Origin of the sequence: Staphylococcus equorum, assembly GCF_001747895.1 — a bacterium.
Classification (GTDB): Bacteria; Bacillota; Bacilli; order Staphylococcales; family Staphylococcaceae; genus Staphylococcus; species Staphylococcus equorum_A.
Genome location: NZ_LNNB01000002.1, coordinates 16,333 through 36,779, shown reverse-complemented (window position 1 = coordinate 36,779; position 20,447 = coordinate 16,333). Strand labels below are relative to the sequence as shown.

23 protein-coding genes and 1 pseudogene are annotated in these 20,447 nt (G+C 30.1%); 12 read left to right on the top strand and 12 right to left on the bottom strand.

Annotated features, from left to right (window positions below):
• Position 1: 1 nt before the first annotated feature.
• The gene (locus tag AST02_RS00175) at positions 2 to 700 is read right to left on the bottom strand and encodes a tRNA-dependent cyclodipeptide synthase (RefSeq protein ID WP_226957522.1); all 699 of its coding nucleotides are present in this window, start codon (positions 698 to 700) and stop codon (positions 2 to 4) included.
• Between the two features lie 183 nt (positions 701 to 883).
• Here AST02_RS00175 and AST02_RS00170 point away from each other — a divergent pair, with 183 nt between their 5' ends.
• The 3 genes from AST02_RS00170 to AST02_RS14160 all read left to right on the top strand — a co-directional run bounded on the left by AST02_RS00170 (position 884) and on the right by AST02_RS14160 (position 3,207).
• Entirely contained in the window at positions 884 to 1,333 is a 450-nt protein-coding gene (locus tag AST02_RS00170; protein ID WP_069814792.1) for a MarR family winged helix-turn-helix transcriptional regulator, read from the top strand.
• A gap of 12 nt (positions 1,334 to 1,345) precedes the next feature.
• A complete protein-coding gene (locus AST02_RS00165) occupies positions 1,346 to 2,539 on the top strand; it encodes an MFS transporter (protein WP_069814790.1) in 1,194 nt (397 codons plus the stop codon).
• Positions 2,540 to 3,111: 572 nt separating this feature from the next.
• On the top strand, positions 3,112 to 3,207 hold the full coding sequence (locus AST02_RS14160; protein ID WP_014287283.1) for a type I toxin-antitoxin system Fst family toxin: 96 nt from the start codon (positions 3,112 to 3,114) through the stop codon (positions 3,205 to 3,207).
• 126 nt (positions 3,208 to 3,333) lie between these two features.
• On the opposite strand, the gene AST02_RS00160 is transcribed toward AST02_RS14160, so the two are convergent.
• Complete coding sequence (locus AST02_RS00160; RefSeq protein WP_069814788.1) at positions 3,334 to 4,251, bottom strand: AEC family transporter; 918 nt, start codon at positions 4,249 to 4,251, stop codon at positions 3,334 to 3,336.
• Positions 4,252 to 4,269: 18 nt separating this feature from the next.
• Positions 4,270 to 5,694 carry an aldehyde dehydrogenase gene (gene aldA, locus AST02_RS00155; RefSeq protein WP_069814786.1) on the bottom strand — a complete coding sequence of 475 codons (1,425 nt, stop codon included), beginning with the start codon at positions 5,692 to 5,694 and terminating at the stop codon, positions 4,270 to 4,272.
• 113 nt (positions 5,695 to 5,807) lie between these two features.
• Between aldA and AST02_RS00150 the strand changes: the two genes are divergently transcribed.
• From AST02_RS00150 to AST02_RS00135, 4 genes are all read left to right on the top strand, one after another.
• Positions 5,808 to 6,155: a winged helix-turn-helix transcriptional regulator gene (locus AST02_RS00150; protein ID WP_069814784.1), complete on the top strand. Its 348-nt coding sequence runs from the start codon at positions 5,808 to 5,810 to the stop codon at positions 6,153 to 6,155.
• On the top strand, positions 6,152 to 6,553 hold the full coding sequence (locus tag AST02_RS00145; RefSeq protein ID WP_069814782.1) for a winged helix-turn-helix transcriptional regulator: 402 nt from the start codon (positions 6,152 to 6,154) through the stop codon (positions 6,551 to 6,553). Before AST02_RS00150 ends, AST02_RS00145 begins: the two co-directional genes overlap by 4 nt.
• Positions 6,554 to 6,630: 77 nt before the next feature.
• Complete coding sequence (locus AST02_RS00140; protein WP_107544336.1) at positions 6,631 to 7,146, top strand: type 1 glutamine amidotransferase domain-containing protein; 516 nt, start codon at positions 6,631 to 6,633, stop codon at positions 7,144 to 7,146.
• A 327-nt stretch (positions 7,147 to 7,473) separates the two neighbouring features.
• Positions 7,474 to 8,511, top strand: coding sequence for a 2,3-butanediol dehydrogenase (locus AST02_RS00135; protein ID WP_069814777.1), 1,038 nt, complete (start codon positions 7,474 to 7,476; stop codon positions 8,509 to 8,511).
• A gap of 87 nt (positions 8,512 to 8,598) precedes the next feature.
• Here AST02_RS00135 and AST02_RS00130 read toward each other — a convergent pair.
• The 5 genes and pseudogenes from AST02_RS00130 to AST02_RS00110 form a co-directional block, all read right to left on the bottom strand.
• Positions 8,599 to 9,150 (bottom strand): annotated as a pseudogene (locus AST02_RS00130) (recombinase family protein).
• A 272-nt stretch (positions 9,151 to 9,422) separates the two neighbouring features.
• Positions 9,423 to 9,719, bottom strand: a complete 297-nt coding sequence (locus AST02_RS00125) for a hypothetical protein (RefSeq protein ID WP_069814775.1) — start codon at positions 9,717 to 9,719, stop codon at positions 9,423 to 9,425.
• A gap of 2 nt (positions 9,720 to 9,721) precedes the next feature.
• Positions 9,722 to 10,030 carry a DUF2089 family protein gene (locus AST02_RS00120; RefSeq protein WP_370736926.1) on the bottom strand — a complete coding sequence of 103 codons (309 nt, stop codon included), beginning with the start codon at positions 10,028 to 10,030 and terminating at the stop codon, positions 9,722 to 9,724.
• 243 nt (positions 10,031 to 10,273) lie between these two features.
• Complete coding sequence (locus AST02_RS00115; protein ID WP_064206653.1) at positions 10,274 to 11,005, bottom strand: class I SAM-dependent DNA methyltransferase; 732 nt, start codon at positions 11,003 to 11,005, stop codon at positions 10,274 to 10,276.
• A gap of 67 nt (positions 11,006 to 11,072) precedes the next feature.
• Complete coding sequence (locus tag AST02_RS00110; protein WP_064206671.1) at positions 11,073 to 11,675, bottom strand: recombinase family protein; 603 nt, start codon at positions 11,673 to 11,675, stop codon at positions 11,073 to 11,075.
• 413 nt (positions 11,676 to 12,088) lie between these two features.
• On the opposite strand from AST02_RS00110, the gene AST02_RS00105 reads away from it, so the two are divergent.
• The 4 genes from AST02_RS00105 to AST02_RS14465 are packed head-to-tail and all read left to right on the top strand — an operon-like array spanning position 12,089 to position 15,190.
• Positions 12,089 to 13,270: an FtsW/RodA/SpoVE family cell cycle protein gene (locus AST02_RS00105; protein ID WP_069814771.1), complete on the top strand. Its 1,182-nt coding sequence runs from the start codon at positions 12,089 to 12,091 to the stop codon at positions 13,268 to 13,270.
• Positions 13,267 to 13,857 (top strand): phosphatase PAP2 family protein, encoded by a 591-nt coding sequence (locus tag AST02_RS00100; protein WP_069814769.1) that lies wholly within the window; start codon positions 13,267 to 13,269, stop codon positions 13,855 to 13,857. Before AST02_RS00105 ends, AST02_RS00100 begins: the two co-directional genes overlap by 4 nt.
• Positions 13,835 to 14,749 (top strand): LCP family protein, encoded by a 915-nt coding sequence (locus tag AST02_RS00095; RefSeq protein ID WP_069814767.1) that lies wholly within the window; start codon positions 13,835 to 13,837, stop codon positions 14,747 to 14,749. Before AST02_RS00100 ends, AST02_RS00095 begins: the two co-directional genes overlap by 23 nt.
• Before the next feature lie 24 nt (positions 14,750 to 14,773).
• Positions 14,774 to 15,190 carry a sulfite exporter TauE/SafE family protein gene (locus AST02_RS14465; protein WP_370736925.1) on the top strand — a complete coding sequence of 139 codons (417 nt, stop codon included), beginning with the start codon at positions 14,774 to 14,776 and terminating at the stop codon, positions 15,188 to 15,190.
• Positions 15,191 to 15,460: 270 nt separating this feature from the next.
• Here AST02_RS14465 and hxlB read toward each other — a convergent pair whose 3' ends face one another.
• Both hxlB and hxlA read right to left on the bottom strand, forming a co-directional pair.
• Entirely contained in the window at positions 15,461 to 16,009 is a 549-nt protein-coding gene (hxlB, locus tag AST02_RS00085; RefSeq protein WP_069814762.1) for a 6-phospho-3-hexuloisomerase, read from the bottom strand.
• Position 16,010: 1 nt separating this feature from the next.
• A complete protein-coding gene (gene hxlA / locus AST02_RS00080; protein WP_069814760.1) occupies positions 16,011 to 16,643 on the bottom strand; it encodes a 3-hexulose-6-phosphate synthase in 633 nt (210 codons plus the stop codon).
• A gap of 90 nt (positions 16,644 to 16,733) precedes the next feature.
• On the opposite strand from hxlA, the gene AST02_RS00075 reads away from it, so the two are divergent.
• Positions 16,734 to 17,072 (top strand): winged helix-turn-helix transcriptional regulator, encoded by a 339-nt coding sequence (locus AST02_RS00075; protein ID WP_069814758.1) that lies wholly within the window; start codon positions 16,734 to 16,736, stop codon positions 17,070 to 17,072.
• 319 nt (positions 17,073 to 17,391) lie between these two features.
• Here the strand turns inward: AST02_RS00075 and AST02_RS00070 are convergent, their stop codons facing one another.
• Positions 17,392 to 17,748, bottom strand: coding sequence for a YxeA family protein (locus tag AST02_RS00070; protein ID WP_069814756.1), 357 nt, complete (start codon positions 17,746 to 17,748; stop codon positions 17,392 to 17,394).
• A 574-nt stretch (positions 17,749 to 18,322) separates the two neighbouring features.
• Positions 18,323 to 20,206, bottom strand: a complete 1,884-nt coding sequence (locus AST02_RS00065; protein ID WP_069814754.1) for a heavy metal translocating P-type ATPase — start codon at positions 20,204 to 20,206, stop codon at positions 18,323 to 18,325.
• Between the last annotated feature and the right edge of the window lie 241 nt (positions 20,207 to 20,447).

The window sequence follows — 20,447 nt, the reverse complement described above, 5'->3', positions numbered from 1 at the left end:
ATTATTCTCCCATTTCATTTAAAATTACATACCCTTGATTTTGATCAATTGATAAGTCAAAATGACCGTTTTGTATTTGTTCCCCTAAATCCCAATTGTCGTGATATGCTAATATTGTTTTTCTCACATTAAATATTGAGTTTGATTTCAAGAAAAAAGGAAGTTCAGCTAGTACATATTGTGATGCATGTTCTAAATCTGAGCGTGTGATATTTTCAACTGAGATCCCCATGTTTTTCGCCTTGCTTTCTAATGCTTGTTTTGACATTTTCAAACAATTATTTTTGAAATCTAAATCATTTAAATAGTTATTACAAACCTGTTCAAAAACCTCTTGATAATTTTCATCATTCTGAAAATCTGAAAATGTATATATTTCACATGCATAATTTCCAACTGACATCAAAGCTTCTTCGCAAAATCTTTTCTGTCTATTAAGCTCTTTACGAACTTTACGTTTAGCTTTTACCTCTGGTGTTCCTAAACACTCTAAAATATTAGTAGATTCTTTTCCCGCTAACAGTATAGTCATATTACTAAAATTATCATTTGCCCACTTTATAACTTTATTTATGTAGTCTCGATTATACTTACTTGTAAAAGGACTGATACCTATAGTTATATGTTCCCCGCTCGTATAAATTGCTTCGCAATTACTTGTTAAAAACTTTACTTCAAATTCTTTAATAACAGAGTCCAAAATTTCCCCTCCCAAAAGTTAACCTGTTAATTGTTAACCTAAAAATAATTAATCAGTTAACAATTAACAGGTTAACAAAGCTTTTTATTTTTATCAATGTTATTATTAACTAGTTGACAAAAAGGGGAAATTATTATTCAATATTGTTAACCGGTTAACAAAAATAAAAAAGGAGTTTTCACCTTGAGTAAAAAATATGAAGTTATCAAATCTCTTGAAAAATTTATAGTTGAAAGAGAAAACAGTAATAAAAAAAGAATTTATAAGAAAAGTGAGAATAAGATTGATTTGTCTTTAACACAATTCCATATAATAGAAATAATAGATAAAAAAGAAAAAGTGAATAATAAATTATTAGTACAGGATTTAAAAATCTCTGCGCCTGCCATTTCAAAATCTATGCGTAAGTTATTAGATCTTAACCTAGTCGAAGAAACGTATCTTGAAGAAAACAGAAAAGAGAAATACTACAAACTAACTTCTACAGGAGCAGTGTTTGCAAATGTCCACGAAGAATTACATAATCGTGCGACCAATAAATACAATGAAATATTAAATGATTTTGAAGAAGAAGAATTAGAAGTAGTTATAAAGTTTTTAAATAAAGTAACAAAAAGTCTTAAAGAGGATTAAAGGAGAGATACCATGTTAAACAATGACAAAGTAAAACGTACAATGCTTATTGTATTCGGGTTTATGGCGTTTTTTGCTTCTTTAATACAAAATATATATACACCTATCATTCCCCAATTGCAAAGTGACTTTAATGTCTCTTTGCTATGGGTTAACTTCACTGTAGGTGGATTTATTTTTATAGTAGCAATAATGCAAATTATTCTAGGAAAGTATATTGATTCGAAAAATCTAAAAAATATGTTACTAATAGCAATTGGTATTACATTATTAGGAAGTATAGTTTGTGCTATCACAAACACATTTATTATTTTCGCAATATTCCGTCTTTTTCAAGCTATAGGATGTGGAATGATTCCATTAATAGTTATTACATTACTTGCAGATGTTTCATCTAACGATAATCGATCATCCATAATGGCTAATTATCAAATAATGCTATCTTGTGCACCAGCCTTAGCACCTATACTTGGTGGATTAATAGGTAATGATTATGGTTATAAAGGGATTTTCTTGGTATTAACGACTGTCTCAATTATTTTACTCATAGTTTTAACATTTATAGAAGTTCCTGAGGTAAATAGATATAAGAAATCGAAATCTTCCGTAAAATATATGACTTTCTTTAAATCGAAATCTTATAATATTATGATCTCTTTTGGCTTTTTAATTTTCTTCACCTATTTTGCATTAATAGTATACTTACCTATTCTATTAACAAGAATATATGATATATCAACTGCTTTAATAGGTTTTATATTTTTACCAATTACCGTTAGCATTATATTAGGTAGCTTAACTTATAAGAAATTAGCTAAAAATGTTTCTAATTCTGTTGTATTCAAATTAACTATAATTACATTCCCAATTTTATTAATACTATTTAGTATTCTAAACCAAACTAATATTTATATATTATCAATTAATATATTCTTAATTGGACTAATTGTAGGTATAATACCTGCTCTTATATCTACAAATTTATCATCTGAATTTCCTGATAAAAAAGGAGCCGCTTTAGGCGCATTTAACTTTATTAGATATATAGGTATGGCGTTAGGCTCTATAGCAGTAGGCCTATTTAATATAAATAATGTATCCATACTCTTTATTGTCATATCAATACTTTTACTAATATTGACAATCATATATTTTCTATCAATTAGACAGCATAAGGTAATAATTAATAAAGCATATAATAGTTGAACAATTATTTTATTGTTACTTAAATTCTTTTATTATAAGAAAAATAAGGACAATACTAAATTAGGAATGAAAAGTATGAAGACTTATATAAAGAAAATAAAACACCCAAGAGTTATGTGAGATTTCTGATCAGTTAGCAATAGATCGTTTCTGGACACTCTTTCTTTATAGCCCAAAATCTATGTATATCGTTATATAATATGCTCAAATACCCAACATAAAGTCAATGTTCATAAAAATGATTTATATATCTATAGTGTATAATGTTTGGCTGTGGTAGGTTACGTGATATCTATTTTATAAGTGTACATATTAATTGGCCGGAGTATACAATCTATAAGCTTACTGTATACAAATTTTGGTTAACAAATCAGCCACGTAGAAACAATTGTGAAAGATAAGATGTAAGAATTGATGTATAGAATAAAGATTTTAATAAAGGTAGTTTAATTTCTATTTAACATAGTTCAACTTATCGGAAGTAGATATGCTTCAAAAGATACAGATGGTATAATAGTGGAGTCGCCTATCTCTCAGGCGTCAAGTTGACGTAGAGAGGAGGTGCATACGCGATGTCTGAAATCTTTGTAAACATCATGACCACAGCAGCAAGTGGTTGTCTCGTTGCGCTATTTGCGCATTGGCTACGCAAGCGTAATGACGAATAGGCGACTAGCCACACCAAAAAATCCCCTTACTACGGCCATAGTAAGGGGATTTGGTGCATACATGCCTGATAATCTTTGTTAATTGCATTATAACATCATAGTATAGAGGAATGCAAAGTGAGAAATTTACAATGACAATACATACATTAAAATAGGTAATGTTATGATGCATAGTATCGAAGACATAACCACATATTGAGAAGTTTCAGGCCCCTTATCAGAATATATCGTTGCTAAGGATGTATTGGTAGCCCCGGCAGGCATCCCTGCAGAAAGTACCATCACACCTAAAATAACTTTATCTGTTATAAACGTATTTAAAATTACAAATACAAGCCCAGGTATCACGATAAGACGTACAAAACAAAAAATATAGATATTTTTGGAGACCATAAATTTCTTAATATTGATTAACCCAAACAAAGCACCTGTAATAATCATAGATAAAGGAGCAGTCATACTCCCCAATTCATCCAGTGCAGTAGTTAATGTTTTAGGTAATGAAACATCTAATATCAATAGTAAGATGCCTAAAAAAGAAGCTAAAAGTGCAGGGCTTAATAGTGATGGGCCTATAGATTTAAAGTTAACATCATTTTTATATAATCTTATACCTAATGTAAATAAAAATAAATTAGATATTGTATTGTAAATGACAAGTATAAATAAGCCTTTTTCATCATATAGTGTACCTATAATAGGAATCCCTATAAATAGTATATTTGAGTATGTGCAACAACCAATCCATACCTTTTTCAGTGCTAGTTCCATGTGCGTGAAGGAAACAAGCAATTTAGAAAGAAGAAAGGGAAAAGCTACTAAGAATAAGCTGATACAAATGATTATAACAAAGAAATTCAAATTATAAGCAGCTATATTAACGTTAAAGCTAGTTAATATAGCTGCTGGTAATACAATATTAGTTAATAAATTCGATAAACTGCTCATATGTTTTTTATGAATCCAATTTTTTCTGCTACATAGAAAACCAATGACGAGGAATATTAATAGTATTAAACATTGATCTATAACTGTAGTTATCATACTAATGAATCTCCTAACCTACTCATAACGAATATAGGTTACGGTTGTATTTAAATATTCTTCAAAACCATTCACACCATCTGCACCACCAAGTCCTGATTGACGCCATCCTGCATGATAACCAACAATAGCTTCTTCGGCTTCACAGTTAACATAAACTTCGCCGAATTTTAGTCTTTCACTTGCTAACATCGCTTCTTTTAGATTTTCTGTAAAAATATAAGAAGAAAGGCCATAATCAGAATTGTTTGCTTCATCTAATATTTCTTCAAAGTTTTCAAAACTTACGATTGGAAGTACAGGGCCAAAAATTTCTTCTTTCATAACTATAGAATCTTTGGAAAGGTTGGTTAAAATTGTTGGTTCGTAGAAAAATCCTTTTCTATCTAAGATGTGTCCACCTAATTCTATCGTGGCACCTTCAGCTACTGCAATTTGTACTTTTTCGTTTATTGAGTCTAATTGTTTGTGATTAATAATAGGACCCATTGTCGTATCTTTATCATAGGGATCTCCAGGCTGAACTTTATTCATTTTGTCTTTAACGAGTGTTATAAATTCATCAAAGATATCTTTTGCTACATAGATACGTTCCGGGCATGTACATACTTGGCCGCTGTTATTAATTCTTGCTTGTACAATATAACTAGCTGCTTTTTCAATATCGGCATTCTTTGTAACAATCGCAGGCGCTTTACCGCCAAGTTCCAAGTTCACGCCTTTTACATTATTTGCTGCACTTGCCATAACTGATTTACCGGCACCAGTACTACCTGTAATTGAGATGAGCTCAATGTCTTCACTTTGTGATAATAAGTTACCAACTTCTGAACCTGTTCCTGTTATGATTTGGACTAAACCATTTGGAATGTGAGTCTTTTGGATATATTCAGCAATTTTAAACGCGCCAAATGGTGTCTCCTCACTTGGTTTTATAACAATAGAACAACCAGTAACTAAAGCTGGAATAAGTTTTCGCATTAAAACAAAAATAGGTGCATTCCAAGGAATGATACCAGCAGTATTACCTACAGGTTTTTTAGTTAATATAATTGTCTCGTTTTCTACTTCACTTTGTAAAACTTCTCCATTATTTTTTCTAGCTAAACTACACATGTAATTAATATACTCAATAGATTTCTCTATTTCACCTATGGCTGCATATAGTGGTTTACCTTGTTCTTCAACATAAATTTCAGCCAATTCATTCTTATTTTTTTCTAATTGCTCAGCTAAATCTTGAACAATTTTAGCTCTTTTTACAATATTAACCTGTTCCCATTTCAATTGTGCCTCTTTAGCACCATTGATTGCTTTTTTAGTATCATTTTCATTTGCTAAAGTAACTGTATTGATTATTTCCTCTGTAACTGGGTTAATAACTTCTAATTGATTTGTAGAATTACTTTCTACAAATTGACCATTTATAAATAATTTATTCATATAATGACCTCCTTTTGTTATAATATAATCTTTACGTAACATTTAGTAAATACAGAGTGCAAATTGATATACTGATTAATTTAACAGTATAAATTGTGAAAGGGTTGAATAAATTGATAGAATTTAAAAATCAAAGTTTTAATTGCGAAAAAGAACTTGCATTAAATATTATTGGTGGGAAATGGAAACTTATGATTGTATGGGAGTTATTACGAGAAGAACCATTACGCTTAAACCAAATTGAAAAAGCTATTCCAAACGCACATCAACGTGTATTAATCAATCAGCTAAAAGAATTGGAAAAAGATGGACTTATTACACGTACCATTTATCCAGTTATGCCACCTAAAGTAGATTATAGACTAACTGAATTAGGAAAATCTCTAAAACCATTAGTAGAAGAATTATATAACTGGGGCATTTATTTATATAATCATGGAGAAAAGAGGGATAAACAATGAGAGATATGAATATAAGAGAGGATGTAAAACAAAGGCTAGAAAATGGAGATTATAGTTGTTCAAAAGAATATACACTTTCAATTATCAGTGGAAAATGGAAAATAGTTATTTTATACCATTTAGGACATGAAGGTGCTTATCATTTCAATGAGTTAATGCGTTTATTACCTAAGATTACACATCGTATATTGACTAAGCAGTTGAGAGAATTGGAGGAAGATGGAGTTATTTATAGGTATAATGAAACAATAAACCACCGCCAATATACCTTTTATGCTTTGACTTCAATAGGTGAAAGCTTAATGTTTATTATCGATACAATGTATGATTGGGGAGAGCGTCGAATAGAAGAGTTAAAATTAACACCTAAATATAATATTTCAGAAAAACAGGAATAGCGCACAAAATTGTGCGTTATTTATTTTATACTCTAGTAACTGTAAAATTATGTATATAAACAAGATAAAGGAGAGATATTATGGCGAATATAGCTGTATTGGTTACTGATCAATTTGAGGATATTGAATTAACTAGTCCTGAGGAAGCTTTGAAAAATGAAGGGCATACTTTAACAATTATCAGTGAGGATAACAAACAAATTATAACAGGTAAGCATGGTACGGAATATAAAGTTGATCAAAGTATTGAAGACGCGATTCCTTCAGAATTTGACGGCATACTGTTACCTGGAGGATTTTCTCCAGATTTATTACGTTCTGATGAAAAAGGTAAATTCGGTTTATTTACTAAACACTTTTTAGAAGAAGACAAACCTTCTTTTGCTATCTGTCATGGTCCGCAGCTACTAATAGATACTGATTTAATTAAAGGAAAAGAACTTACAAGTTTTATTTCAGTTAGAAAGGATTTAGAAAATGCGGGGGCAAAAATTTTAGAACAGCCAGTAGTAATTGATGGAAATTTAATTACTAGTAGAACGCCAGATGATCTCGATAAATTTAATAATGCAATTTTAAATGCATTGAAATAGTAATGGTACTTGTTATTCTTAATAATAAGTTTAGGATAGTAGAAGGACTGTTACCAGTGATTGTTTGTAACAATATACACGCATAAGAAAGAAGAAGCATAACATATGTTATGCTTCTTCTTTCTTATGCGTGTATATATTAGTTAATAAACTAGCTATAAATAGAATCAAGAATAGTATAAAACCATACATATTTCAAATATATTTAAGTATTCGTGGGATAATAATTTATCCATTATCAGAAAAAACATATCTAAGGTTAGTTTATTTGAAAGTAACTTTTAAAAGGCATACTATTAAATTAACTAAAACAAGGAGGTTTTATCAATGAAAGCAGCAGTTTGGTATGGTCAAAAGGATGTACGAGTTGAAGATCGAAAATCTAAAGAGTTACAAGATAATGAGGTTAAAGTTAAAGTGTCTTGGGCTGGCATTTGTGGCACAGATTTACATGAATACTTAGAAGGCCCTATATTTATTTCAACAGACAAACCAGACCCGTTCCTTGGCCAAAAAGCACCTGTTACATTAGGCCACGAATTTGCAGGCGTAGTAGATGATATTGGCTCTAAGGTTACAAAATTTAATAAAGGCGATCGTGTTGTCATTAATCCTACAGTTTCAAATCGTGAAAAAGAAGAAAATATTGATCTTTATGATGGTTATTCATTTATAGGCTTAGGTTCTGATGGCGGATTTGCAGAATTTACAAACGCCCCAGAAGAGAATGTTTATAAATTACCATATAATGTTTCTGATAAAGAAGGTGCCCTTGTAGAACCGACGGCTGTTGCAGTTCAAGCAATTAAAGAAGGCGAAGTTCTATTTGGTGATACTGTTGCTATTTTTGGTGCAGGACCAATCGGTTTATTAACAACTATAGCAGCTAAAGCAGCTGGTGCTAGCAAAATATTTGTTTTCGATTTATCGGAAGAGCGACTTAATAAAGCTAAAGTAGTAGGTGCTACTCATACGATAAACTCTGGTGAATCAAACCCAAGTGATATTATTAGTAAATACACTGATAATGGCGTTGATGTAGCATTTGAGGTAGCTGGTGTAGCGCCAACACTTAAATCTGCAATAGATGTTACTAAAGCAAGAGGTATTGTTGTTATAGTTTCTATATTCGGCCATCCTATTGAATGGAATCCAATGCAATTAACGAATACAGGTGTAAAACTTACTTCGACGATTGCTTATACACCTACTACATTTCAACAAACAATAGACTTAATTAACGAAGGTAATTTAAAAGTAAAAGACGTCGTTACTGATGAAATTGAGTTAAATGATATTGTAGAGTCAGGATTTGAACAACTTGTAAACGATAAATCACAAGCAAAAATTCTCGTTAAATTATAATATAGGTTATAAAAACTAATGAAAGGAGAGTCTTCAAATTAGAGATTCTCCTTTCATTAGTTTTCTTCCTGTGATTATTTGTTTTTACTACTTCATTTTTATTATTCTATATACAGTAGAACGACTCACTCCTGTTTGTTTAGCAATCTCTTCACCCGTAAGTTTTTGTTCATCGTATAAGAATTTAATCTCTCTTTTCTTATGATCAGGTAATGAAGGTCTTCCGCCTTTTCGCCCTCTTGCTCGTGCTGCTTCTAAACCTTTCTTCGTACGTTCACTTAATAAGTTAGCTTCAAGTTCCGCAAATGCACTCATCATTGTAAAGAACATCTTGCCCATCGCATCTTTAGTCGATACATTCATATCTATAATATGTAAATCAATGCTGTTTTCATCTAACTACTGTGATAACTCAATTAATTGTTTTGTTGTACGTCCAAGACGATCTAGTTTATATATAACTAGTATATCTCCTTCACGTAAATAATCTAAACACTTATCAAGTTCTGTTCTTTTGATTTTAAGACCACTCGCTTTCTCTCTAAAGATACGTTCACAACCATATTCTTCAAGTGTATCAATCTGTCCATTAAGACTTTGATCTTGTGTTGATACGCGTGCATAACCAATTTTAGCCATTTGAATATCACCTCTTTTAATCGTTTTATGGGTACTTATTAACGAAATCTAATTCTCGATGCAAATAAACGCGTCTCTCATCGTCTAAAAACTCATTATTTTTGACATTTATGATACATTGATTATAACACAAGTTTATAGACTCGAATATCTAAGAAAAACCTCTTAATATTAAGTTAAGAGGTTTTGTGCCAAAAACGAATCCTGTTGATGATTAATACAAAACATAACTCCACCACTTTTTGTTAAAGGCGATAGAATTATCTTAAAATTCACTTTAAATCTTTGCTTATCATTTTATCTAATTCTTTTTGTTCTTCCTTTTTATTATCTTTTTGAGCACTACTCCACTGACCTAATAAGAATAATAAACCTATTACACCAAAAATAAGAGTTCCCCCAATATTTAATCCTAATTTACCCGTTGTATATAAAAATACTAATGCTACTATAAATAATACAGGTACAATTCCACCTATTATCTTATTTCCTGTCTTAGATAAAAAATACTGTATAGCAAATAATACGGCATATAAAATAGCTGGTGCAAATGTTAATAAATTACTCAAATTCACTCAATCTCCTTTTCATGACTATATATTTCTAATAATTGTTTAGCGTCATTCAAATCTAATTTTTCCTCGATAGCCAGCTTTTTTACATAATTAACTAATGAACTCTCTTCATTGTCTTTTGCAGATTCTATTCTTTCTATCACACTATTTAATCTATTTCGAACAGTTGGATATGACACTTCATAATATTTAGCTAGTGCTTTTAGTGATCCAGAATTAACAACAAAATTTTTAACAAATTCAAAATCTTCTTTTTCTAAGTTCACCATCCATTTAGGAATATCATTGTTTTTCAATATATTCACTCCTTGAATATAAATTACCATATAATTGAACATTATTCAAATATACTTTAACATTATTAAACTTTTTCTCAACTTATATTACTTAACCTTCATTATTATTAAATAACTTTCTAAAAAATATGCTCGATTAGCATAACTAATGTTTATCAGAAACCATGTTAAAAGAGACTTCTTATTTCAATAAGGAGTCTTTTAATAGTTTTATAATCAAATTTTGTCTTAATAAAGAAAATATGTGCACATTTATTTCTTTATTGCTTTAACTAATATAAATGGAGGAAACTGTTTTAACGTATTAATACGAACTTCATCATAATATTTAAATACTTCTTCTGATTGTCCAAGGTCCTTAACACATTCAATTTCAAAGCCACTATTTATTAAACTATTGAAAATAGTTTCAATAGTATGATGGTATTTGAAAACGTCTTTTCCTATCCAGTTAGCAGAACGAATAGATTCATCAAAGTAACGTTCCATTCGCAAATAAATTCCATTTTCATCTTCTTTTTTAACTTCTGAATCCATAGTAGCTGTTTGGATTGGGTGCTCCATAGTAAATACAAGGGTTCCTTCACTTTTTAGTAATTGGTATAATTTTTGACAACATTTTTCAAAGTCTTCTATGTAATGAAATACTAGTGAAGACACTATGACATCAAAGGTTTCATCTATATTAAGTGTCATAAAATCCTCATGGTATAATGTCACAGGTTTATATTTAAATTTCTTACGACTTTCATCTATCATGTTTTTTGATTGTTCGATACCTGTTATATGGTTTGGATTATACGTTAACATGTAGGTTATAAGATTTCCCATTCCACACCCAACATCAAGTATTTTCGTTCCAAATAAGTCAGGCATTAAGCGTTTAATTTCAGGCATTTCCACTACCTCATTATAACTTAAATGGCTATTCCTCTTATTCTTATATCCTTCAAAAAATGCTGAGTCATCATAAATATTATTCATAAAATATCCCCCTTTTTATTTTTGAAAGGAATAAGAAGATAAATATATTAATGAGATTACATAATATTTATCCTCTACTACCTTTAATTCTGTATACAGTTTGTCTGGTAATATCTACTTCTTTAGCAATTTTACTAATTGAAACGCCTTGTTCTAGCATTTCTATAACGCGATGATAGACTAAACGTTTTTGAGGATCTTTGGCGTTTGGTGAATAAAGTACAGGTCTGCCTTTATAGACGCCTTTTTCTTTCGCTACCTTAATTCCTTGTGCTTGCCTACGCTTGCTTTCATTTCTTTCTTGCTCTGAAATCATTGCTAAAATTTGAATGATTAAATCCTTCATGAATTTATCTAATAATGGATTACCAATTGCTTCATTCATCATGGGCAAGCTTGTAATCATTAATTGGACTTCTTTTTCTTTTAAATAGTTAACTGTTTGAATAATTTCATCATAATTTCTACCTAATCGGTCGATGGATTCTACAACTAAACGATCTCCCATGCGTACAAAACTTAATACTTCTTGAAAAACAAGTCTATTTTCAATCGATTTGCCCGATTGTTTTTCTGTGAATATTCTTTCAGCACCAAATGCTTCTAAATTTTCAATTTGTCTATCTAAATTCTGATCAATGGTTGAAACTCTTGCATAACCAACTATCAAATTTTTCACCCTTTCTCACACACCCTAATCATACAATTAGAAACTGCATTTTACAAGCCCATTCAAGTGTTTGGTTAGGGTAGGCTCTAAAAATACACTTTTGTTTTGATTCAAATGCTTTAATATCTAAAATACTATTATATTAGACGCTACATTTTCCTATTGACATATAATTTAAAAGCCATAGTTGCAGAATCTCTTAAAAAGTAGTTACGGGAAAACTTAATACTTATTTTTGAGAAATGACAGATTATTTATAAAAGATAGTAATCCAATAAGTTGTACTTTATTTGATATCTTGAAGCTACTTGACTCTAAAAAACCAATATATTTTAGGTCAACCTAAAATTATTTGTCAACACATAAAAATTATGTGACAATTGTAAACATAATTTTAAGAAAGGATTAAGATAATGTTAAAGGCAATTAAAAAAATTAAAATGCGTATTAAACATTTAGATTTAAGTATTCTATTTATTTTTGTAATATTAAGCGCTATAGGTGTAATAATGATTTACAGTGCCAGCATGGTTTCAGCTTCAAAAGGAGCTTTAACTGGTGGCGTACCAATAGAAGCTAATTTCTTTATGAAAAGACAGTATCTTTTTTCCGTTCTGGGTTTTATCTTAATGCTATTTATTAGTATGTATTTTAATATTAATGCATTAAAAAGTATTAGCGTCCAAAAGTTTATGGTTATAGGCACGATAGCACTACTGTTACTAACACTTTTAATTGGTAAAGAAGTTAATGGTTCGAGGAATTGGATTAACCTAGGATTATTTAGTGTGCAGTCATCAGAATTCTTAAAATTAGTAGCTATTTTTTATCTTGCTTTTATTATAGATAAACGCTTAACAAACAAGCGAGATTATAAATTAAAAAATTTAGTTCCGCCACTAGGAATTTTAGGCGTAGGTTTAGTACTTGTATTAATGCAAGGAGATTTAGGAGGAATGTTATTAACTGTTGCAATTATTGCTTCAATTTTAATGTATTCTGATATTAAAAATAAAATAAAAGTTCAAATTTTAGCTATTACATCAATACCAACAGTATTATACATAATTTATACTTTAGTTTTTGATTCTAAAAATCTATATAGGATGAAACGTATAAAAGTGGTTTTAGATCCTTTTAAATATGAAAATGATGATGGTTATCAACTTACTAATGCGCTGGTATCAATCAGTAACGGAGGTATTTTTGGCCGTGGATTAGGAAACGGAATTTTAAAATTAGGTTATTTACCTGAACCGCATACGGATTTTATATTCACAGTTATTTCTGAAGAGTTGGGACTCATAGGTGTGATATTCATATTAATTATGTATGGTTTTATAATATTTAAAGGTTTTACATATGCTAATAAAACCAACAATCATTTCTACAAACTTATTTGTGTGGGTGTAGTGAGTTACTTATTTATGCAAGTATTTATAAACTTAGGTGGTGTATCAGGATTGATACCATTAACAGGCGTAACATTGCCGTTATTAAGTTATGGAGGATCATCTATGATAAGCATTAGTATCGCTTTAGGCATTATGCTAGCGGTTATAAGAGAAATTAAGAAAGAAGAGCGATATAAATGAATAAAATTTATTTCTCCACATTATTATATTCAAGTCTCGTTCTACTTATGTTATCGATTATCAATGGTTTTATGTTCAAAATAGATTATTATGTACACCAGTTTTTAAATCAATATCTACCTAGCGGTACGGTTGTACAAACGCTACATTTTATATCTAATGTTTTTTCTCCATTTAATTGCTTATTATTAGTATTGTTTCTTCTAACTATTCTGTTTTTTAAAAACAAAGATCAATTTTTATTATACGGATTTTGGAGTTTCAGTGTTTTTTTAATTGGGACAATTATGAAATATACAATTGGGCGTTCAAGACCTTCCTTAGAATTTGATGGCTATAGTTTTCCAAGTATGCATGTGTTAAGTGTAAGTCTATTAGTAACTTTGCTTATTTTAATTACAAAAAATAAATGGACAAAAATCGTTGGAATCGTCTTAATTATTACGATGATGATATCGAGAGTTTATGTTAACGCACATTATTTTTCTGACACGATAGGCAGTCTAATTGTATTAACAATTATGTTATTAAGTTTGAGACTAGCCGAAGAGAAGGAGTTACATTATGAAACTAACGAAAAAAGGTAAAATCGTAATTACTATACTTATTCTTTTAATTATTGTCATCGGTTTTTTCACGTATAAATTAATCCATTTAAATCAATCTATACATGATTCACAGAAGTCAGGTGAAGAATCGAAAGCAGCCCATGCGAAAATAAAATCTAAAAAACCAATTTCTATTGCGATTTTCGGGGTGGATTCAGATATTGAACGTGCAGAAGAAAATATGGGTCAACGAACAGATACTTTATTAATTGCATCTATTAACCCTGAAAAGAAAAAAACAAAACTTATTTCAATCCCTAGAGATATGAGTAGTGAGATTCCGGGCGTTGCCGGCAATGAGAAAATTGCTCATGCATATGCATATGGTGGCCCGAAAACAGCAATGAACACACTTAGACAAAACCTTGATGTGCCTATAGATGCTTATATCACCGTTGATATGGATGGATTTGAAAAAATGATTGATATCTTTGACGGCGTGACTGTAACGAGCAATGCTACTTTCAGTTATAATGGATCAAGTTTTAAAGAAGGAGAAAAAGTAAAGCTTGACGGAGAAAATGCATTAAATTATGTAAGGAGTCGCAAAGAAGACGGTGCTGGCGGAGATGAAGGGCGTGCCGAAAGGCAACGCCAAGTTATTGATACACTAGCTAAATCTGCTAGTGAGTCTTCAAGTATATTTAAATTAAACAAAATACTCAAAATAAGTGAAAATAATGTTACAACTAATCTTAATGTAGGAGATTTAAAATCATTATATTCAAATTATAAAGACGCTACACAATCAATGGAAAAAATGTCAATTGACGGAGAAAATTTAGTAGAGTCGGACGGTATTTGGTATTTTGAACCAAACGAAACAGATAAAATAAATAAAATAGCCGAATATAAAAATAATTTAAAATAACAATAAGTCCTTATTTAATGGAAGGTGTGGAACTATAGCTATTATAGTATTGATTATAATAGGATCAATATCCTCCAACATTGGCTCGTTAATTGGAGTTGGTGGAGGTATAATTATTGTACCAAAGCCTGTTTTTATACGTGCAAATTCCGACATACTTACAGGTATTACAATACAAACAACCATTGGCATTTCCTCTTTAGCACTGGTTTTCATTGGTTTATTTTCACTTCTAGTTTAGCGAGTTCTATCGGTCATACTATTCAAGAACATGTATTTTGGGACTATAGTGTTGTATTAATTATTGCTAGTTACATAGGGACAAAATTTGGTGTGAGAATTAATCGTAATATTGATTCAGCAAAATTATCTAATTTACTCAAATTCGTCTTAATACTTATGAGTATTTATTTAATCTTTAAAGAACTCAATGAGCTATAATTTAACTTTACCTATATATATGAAATATAGATCTATTTTCAATTCGTTTTAAGTCTTTTGTAGAAACAATGAAAAATTCTAAAATTAGCGTGACTAAATGGTAATAAACTAACTCAACGTTTCACTTTAATAACTATTCATCTTAATATTGTAATTAATATTAAAACTATTAAACATTTAAATTAATTTTAATATGTAGAAATAAAAAGAGAGAGGAAACTTAAATTTAGTTTCCTCTCTCTTTTTACTTTTATTAACACTTATATTTGGTTATTCCAAATTTGCATGGTTTTGTTGCATTGCTTCTTCATCAACTTTTAACTCAGTCATTAAGTCTAAAACAATACTATCTAAAAACACTTGTGATGCTTGTTCAAATAGGCTACCTAGTGGTTGTACTGAACCTTCAGCATCATATTTCGTCCCTGCCGGTAATTCAATAACTGCATTTGCAAGTTCACCTATCACTGAAGCCGGGTTTGTCGATAATAATACAACTTCTGCACCTACAGCTTTAGCTTTATCTGCTAATAACCTTAAATGCTCTGTCGAACCTGACCCAGAGATAATAACAAACAAATCATTTTCAGTAATAGACGGCGTCGTAGACTCACCCACAACATGCGCATATTTGCCTAATTGATTTAAACGCATTGCAAAACTATTTGCTACAAAGCCAGAGCGACCTTTACCTGCAACAAATATTTGATTCGCTTCAACCACTTGTGTTAAAAACGTTTTTGCTTCACTATCTTTAACGTGTGATAGTGTATGGTCTAATTCATCTAATATTAAGCGATATTTTGTAATTTCAGTCATATTATCTGCCTTCAATCGCATCTCTACATTGTTTAGCAGCTTCAACTGGATCGTCTGCGTTAGCAATACCGCCACCAACTACAACCAAGTCTGGTTCTTCTGCTACAACTTCTTTAATTGTATCTGGTTTAATACCACCAATAACAGCTACTTTAGAATTAGAAATAACTGATTTAACTTTACGCAAACTTTCTAAAGGTGATTGACCTTCAGCTTGTAAGTCATAACCAGTATGCACAGCGATATAGTCTGCGCCTAAATCGTCTAATTCTTTAGCACGTTTTTCTAAATCTTGTACTGCAATCATATCTACTAACAGTTCTTTACCACTTTTATGTGCTTCTTCAACTGCTGCTTTAATTGATGCATCTTCAGCAACACCTAAAATTGTTATTACGTCTGCACCAAATTTAACTGCTTGGCTTACTTCATAGTCTGCAGCATCCATAATTTTTAAGTCTGCAAGTACTTTTACGCCTTCTATATTATCATTTAAATGTTGAACCGCTGGTAAACCTTCATTAATAACGATTGGTGTACCAATTTCTACGATATCTACATAATCTTTAACTTTATTCGCAAGTTCTGTAGCTTCCTCTTTATTTAATAAATCAATTGCGAGTTGTAATTCCATAAGTTATTACCTCCTAAGTATTGTATCGCCAGTATGATACAATGTCATAATTAATACAATACTGACATATTTGTCACTAAGGAGTAGTCTATGTTAATAGAATATAATAATAAATTGTTTTACACTTCTAAAGATTTAGCTTTATCGGTAATTGGCGGTAGATGGAAAATCCCTATTATTTACCACTTATTACAATCAGAAGTACTTAGGTTAAGTGAGTTACAAAAAAAATTACCAGATATTAACCAAAGAATGCTGATTAGACAATTAAAAGAACTTGAAAAAGATATGATAATTACAAGAACTGTGTACCCAATAGTCCCTCCGAAAGTTGAATATCGTTTAACTGGTATTGGCTTGTCTCTCGAGAACGTAGTCTATGGTATTTGCGAATGGGGAGATGAATATCTAAAATTACTTAAAAGTTAAAATATATAACTACCAGAATTTCACACAACTCTCATTAAAACATGAGTTCCCGGAGTTTAAGTCTAACGTTCTCTATAATACTAAAAAATCCAGTATTTCTTCAGTTATAAATTATCTTTTTAACCTATAATAAATAAAAGAAACTTCTTTTAAAAAAGAAATTTCTTAGTCGTTTTCAAATCAAATCTTTTAGTAATAACGAACATTAATTAATCGTTTCAAAATCAAAATGGGTCTCAAAAATGAAGTGTTTTTGAACTAATATTACTAGCTTTATCTAATAATATTAGTTTGATATAGTCAGAGATTAGGTCTTTTGTTAAAGAGAACTTTTAGTTCCCTTCCTTTCCAATAACTCCTGTGCCTTTTTAGGGACGTTATCAGCATCTACCTCTTCATAGGTAATCACTTCATCTTCCTTGTAATAAACTTTTAAATAAGACTCTTTTTCAACTTGGTTTTCAGCTGTAAAAGAGAGTCTTTTTAACTCTCCATTTTCATCAAAACCCGTCATATTATATTTATATCTGGAATAACCTGATTCTTTATATTTCTCACCATCATCAACAATTTTTACATAATATTTAGTTGAACCAATTGTTTGCAATGTCTGTGGCGAACACGCAGTTAATAAGCATATGGCAAATCCTACACTTACAACAAGTAATTTTTTCATAAAAACAATCCTCTCTAATTAACTATAATTCAATTATAATAAAGAAAATAAAAAAGCAACATCGATTTTCCTTACAAAAACCTTTCAAAATTGACACTTTATTAGATAATGATATTAAGGAGTCCCTTACGAACAACACTAAATTCTTAAAGTGGTAATTTAATAAAAACTCTATTTTCTAATGAATTGACCTGTTCGTATTATAAGATTAACCAGTCATTTCTGCTTAGTCTATTTTTAATAGGTTTTATGGATAAGGTAGCCAAGGTTGGACGGCTTGGCCTATGAGACATCAATATCGTCGGCAATCCTCTCCAACTCCTAATTATAGAAACTCTTTTGAGGGTGGCTGGTAATTAGATATCGTACAACGCTACTTTATTAGTATTTCATACTATTAGTCTTTTTAAGTTGAAAGAGAGAAGGAAGCTCTATGCTATTTCAATTATTAATAGATTTTAAGATTGAAAATATATCTATATATATTTATAAAATAGACCTTTTTGAAAAAAGACAATTAATCATTTCAAAATCAAATTCTTTCTTAATAATGATTGTTATACTATTTAATTCTTTAACTAAAGTTCTTAAAATCATCTTTAAAATATAAGAGTCTTAAACTATTTATAATTACAAGAATCGTGCTGCCTTCATGTCCTATAACACCAAGAGGTAAATTAATTAATTGAAGAATATTGGTGAAAATCAATATTACTATAATGCTTAATGAAAAAATAATATTTTCTTTAACAATTTTTTTTAACTTTAATGATAGGCTTATTGAAAAAGGGATTTGAATTAAATCATTTTGCATAAGAATTGCGTCTGAAGTTTCCATTGAAATATCTGTACCATTTCCCATTGAAAATCCGACATCGGCAATTGCAAGAGCTGGCGCATCATTAATCCCATCTCCAACCACAGCTATAGTTTCATATTCATTTTTAATTTTTTTTGCAATTTCCGCTTTTTCTTGAGGAAGTTTATTTGCATAAACTTCTTTAATTCCAATAGTTCTTGCAATTTCATTTGCTGTTTGAAAATTATCCCCTGTAACCATAATTGTGTGTATATTCATTTTATTCAACTTAGAAATAGCATCTATAGTATCATCTTTAATTTGATCTGATAGTGAAAAATAAGCTTCTAACTTATTATCTTTAGAGACATAGACTTGTGTTGAAACTGGGGGAATGCTATTTATTTTTTGTTGTATATCTAAATCCAATACCCTGTTTGTGACAAATTCCAATTTACCAATGCGCCATTCATGATTATTATAATAAACTTGTAATCCTTTTCCTGTGATATTATGTACATAATCAAGAGGTATTATGTCAACGTCATTTAAATGTTTTACAAGTGCTTGAGCTATAGGGTGTGTTGCTTCGTTTTCTGCTGATTTTAATATTTTTTTTAATTCTTTTTGTTCGACATTAGACATATAAAATGATTCCTGAACAGTAGGCTGTCCTATTGTTAGTGTTCCTGTTTTATCAAATATTATTGCTTTAACTTGATTGAGTACATCTATTGCATTTCCGCTTTTAAATAGCATATTTCGTCTTGTAGCACGACTGATTGCAGATAATGTTGCGGGAGTAGCGCTTGCAATAAGTGCACATGGCGATGCAACAGTCAATAAAACCATGCCCCTATAAAAAGCTTGTTCCCAACTCCAATTCAATATAAATGGAGTCAATAAGATAAATAATGGCACACCAAGAAGTATTATTTTGACATAAATACTTTCTATATTTTCTATAAAACTTGCAGTATGTGAAGGAGAAGACTGAGCTTCATCGACAAGTCGAATTATTTTTGAAAACAATGTATTATCGATATTTTTTGTAACTTGCATCTCAAAAGTTTCACCTTCGTTGAGCGTCCCTCCGATTAAATTTTCCTTGTTCTTTTTTTCAATAGAAATAGATTCTCCAGTTATAGCCGATTCATTAATGACCGCATATTCAGAAGTTAATTCACCATCTATAGGAATAGTTTCTCCCTTTGGCACTTGAACAAACATACCTACTTCCAACTCTTGTGTGGAAATAATATCAATTGTTCCATCTGTACTTATGTGTCTAGCGAGATCTGGTGTGATTTTTAAAAGTTCAGTTATTGTATTTTTTGTTTTTTCTTCAGCCATCTTTTCCATTGTTTCAGCTAAGGAGAATATAAATATCAACAAAGCTGCTTCCATCCAATAACCAATTACTGACGCACCAATTGCAGCTAAAATCATTAGTAAATCAACATTAAAATGTTTGTCTTTAATTAATTCATTCAACCCTTCTTTTGCACTTAAGAATCCTCCAATGATAAAAGCTAATAAATAAATTTTGATAGAATAAGTAAATAAATCTAATGAGTTTAAAATAATTCCTACTAAAATTAAAAATGCACATATTATAGTATTGATTAGTGCAGCATGTTGTTTATACTTTCTAAGCATATAAAGCCTCCTAACAAATTATAATTACTATAAATAACAATGTAATATAGATTATAATTATTACAATCTATATTACCATAGCAAATCCTTTTAATCTAATTTAAACACTGTTATAGAAGTATAATCATTCTCATTTGCGCGTTGAAATTATTGGTAATATTATACTGTTTTGTAAACTTTTAAATATGATTTTTTAATAAATGATAAAAAGCAGAACTATTGTCTATAAAGACAATAGTTC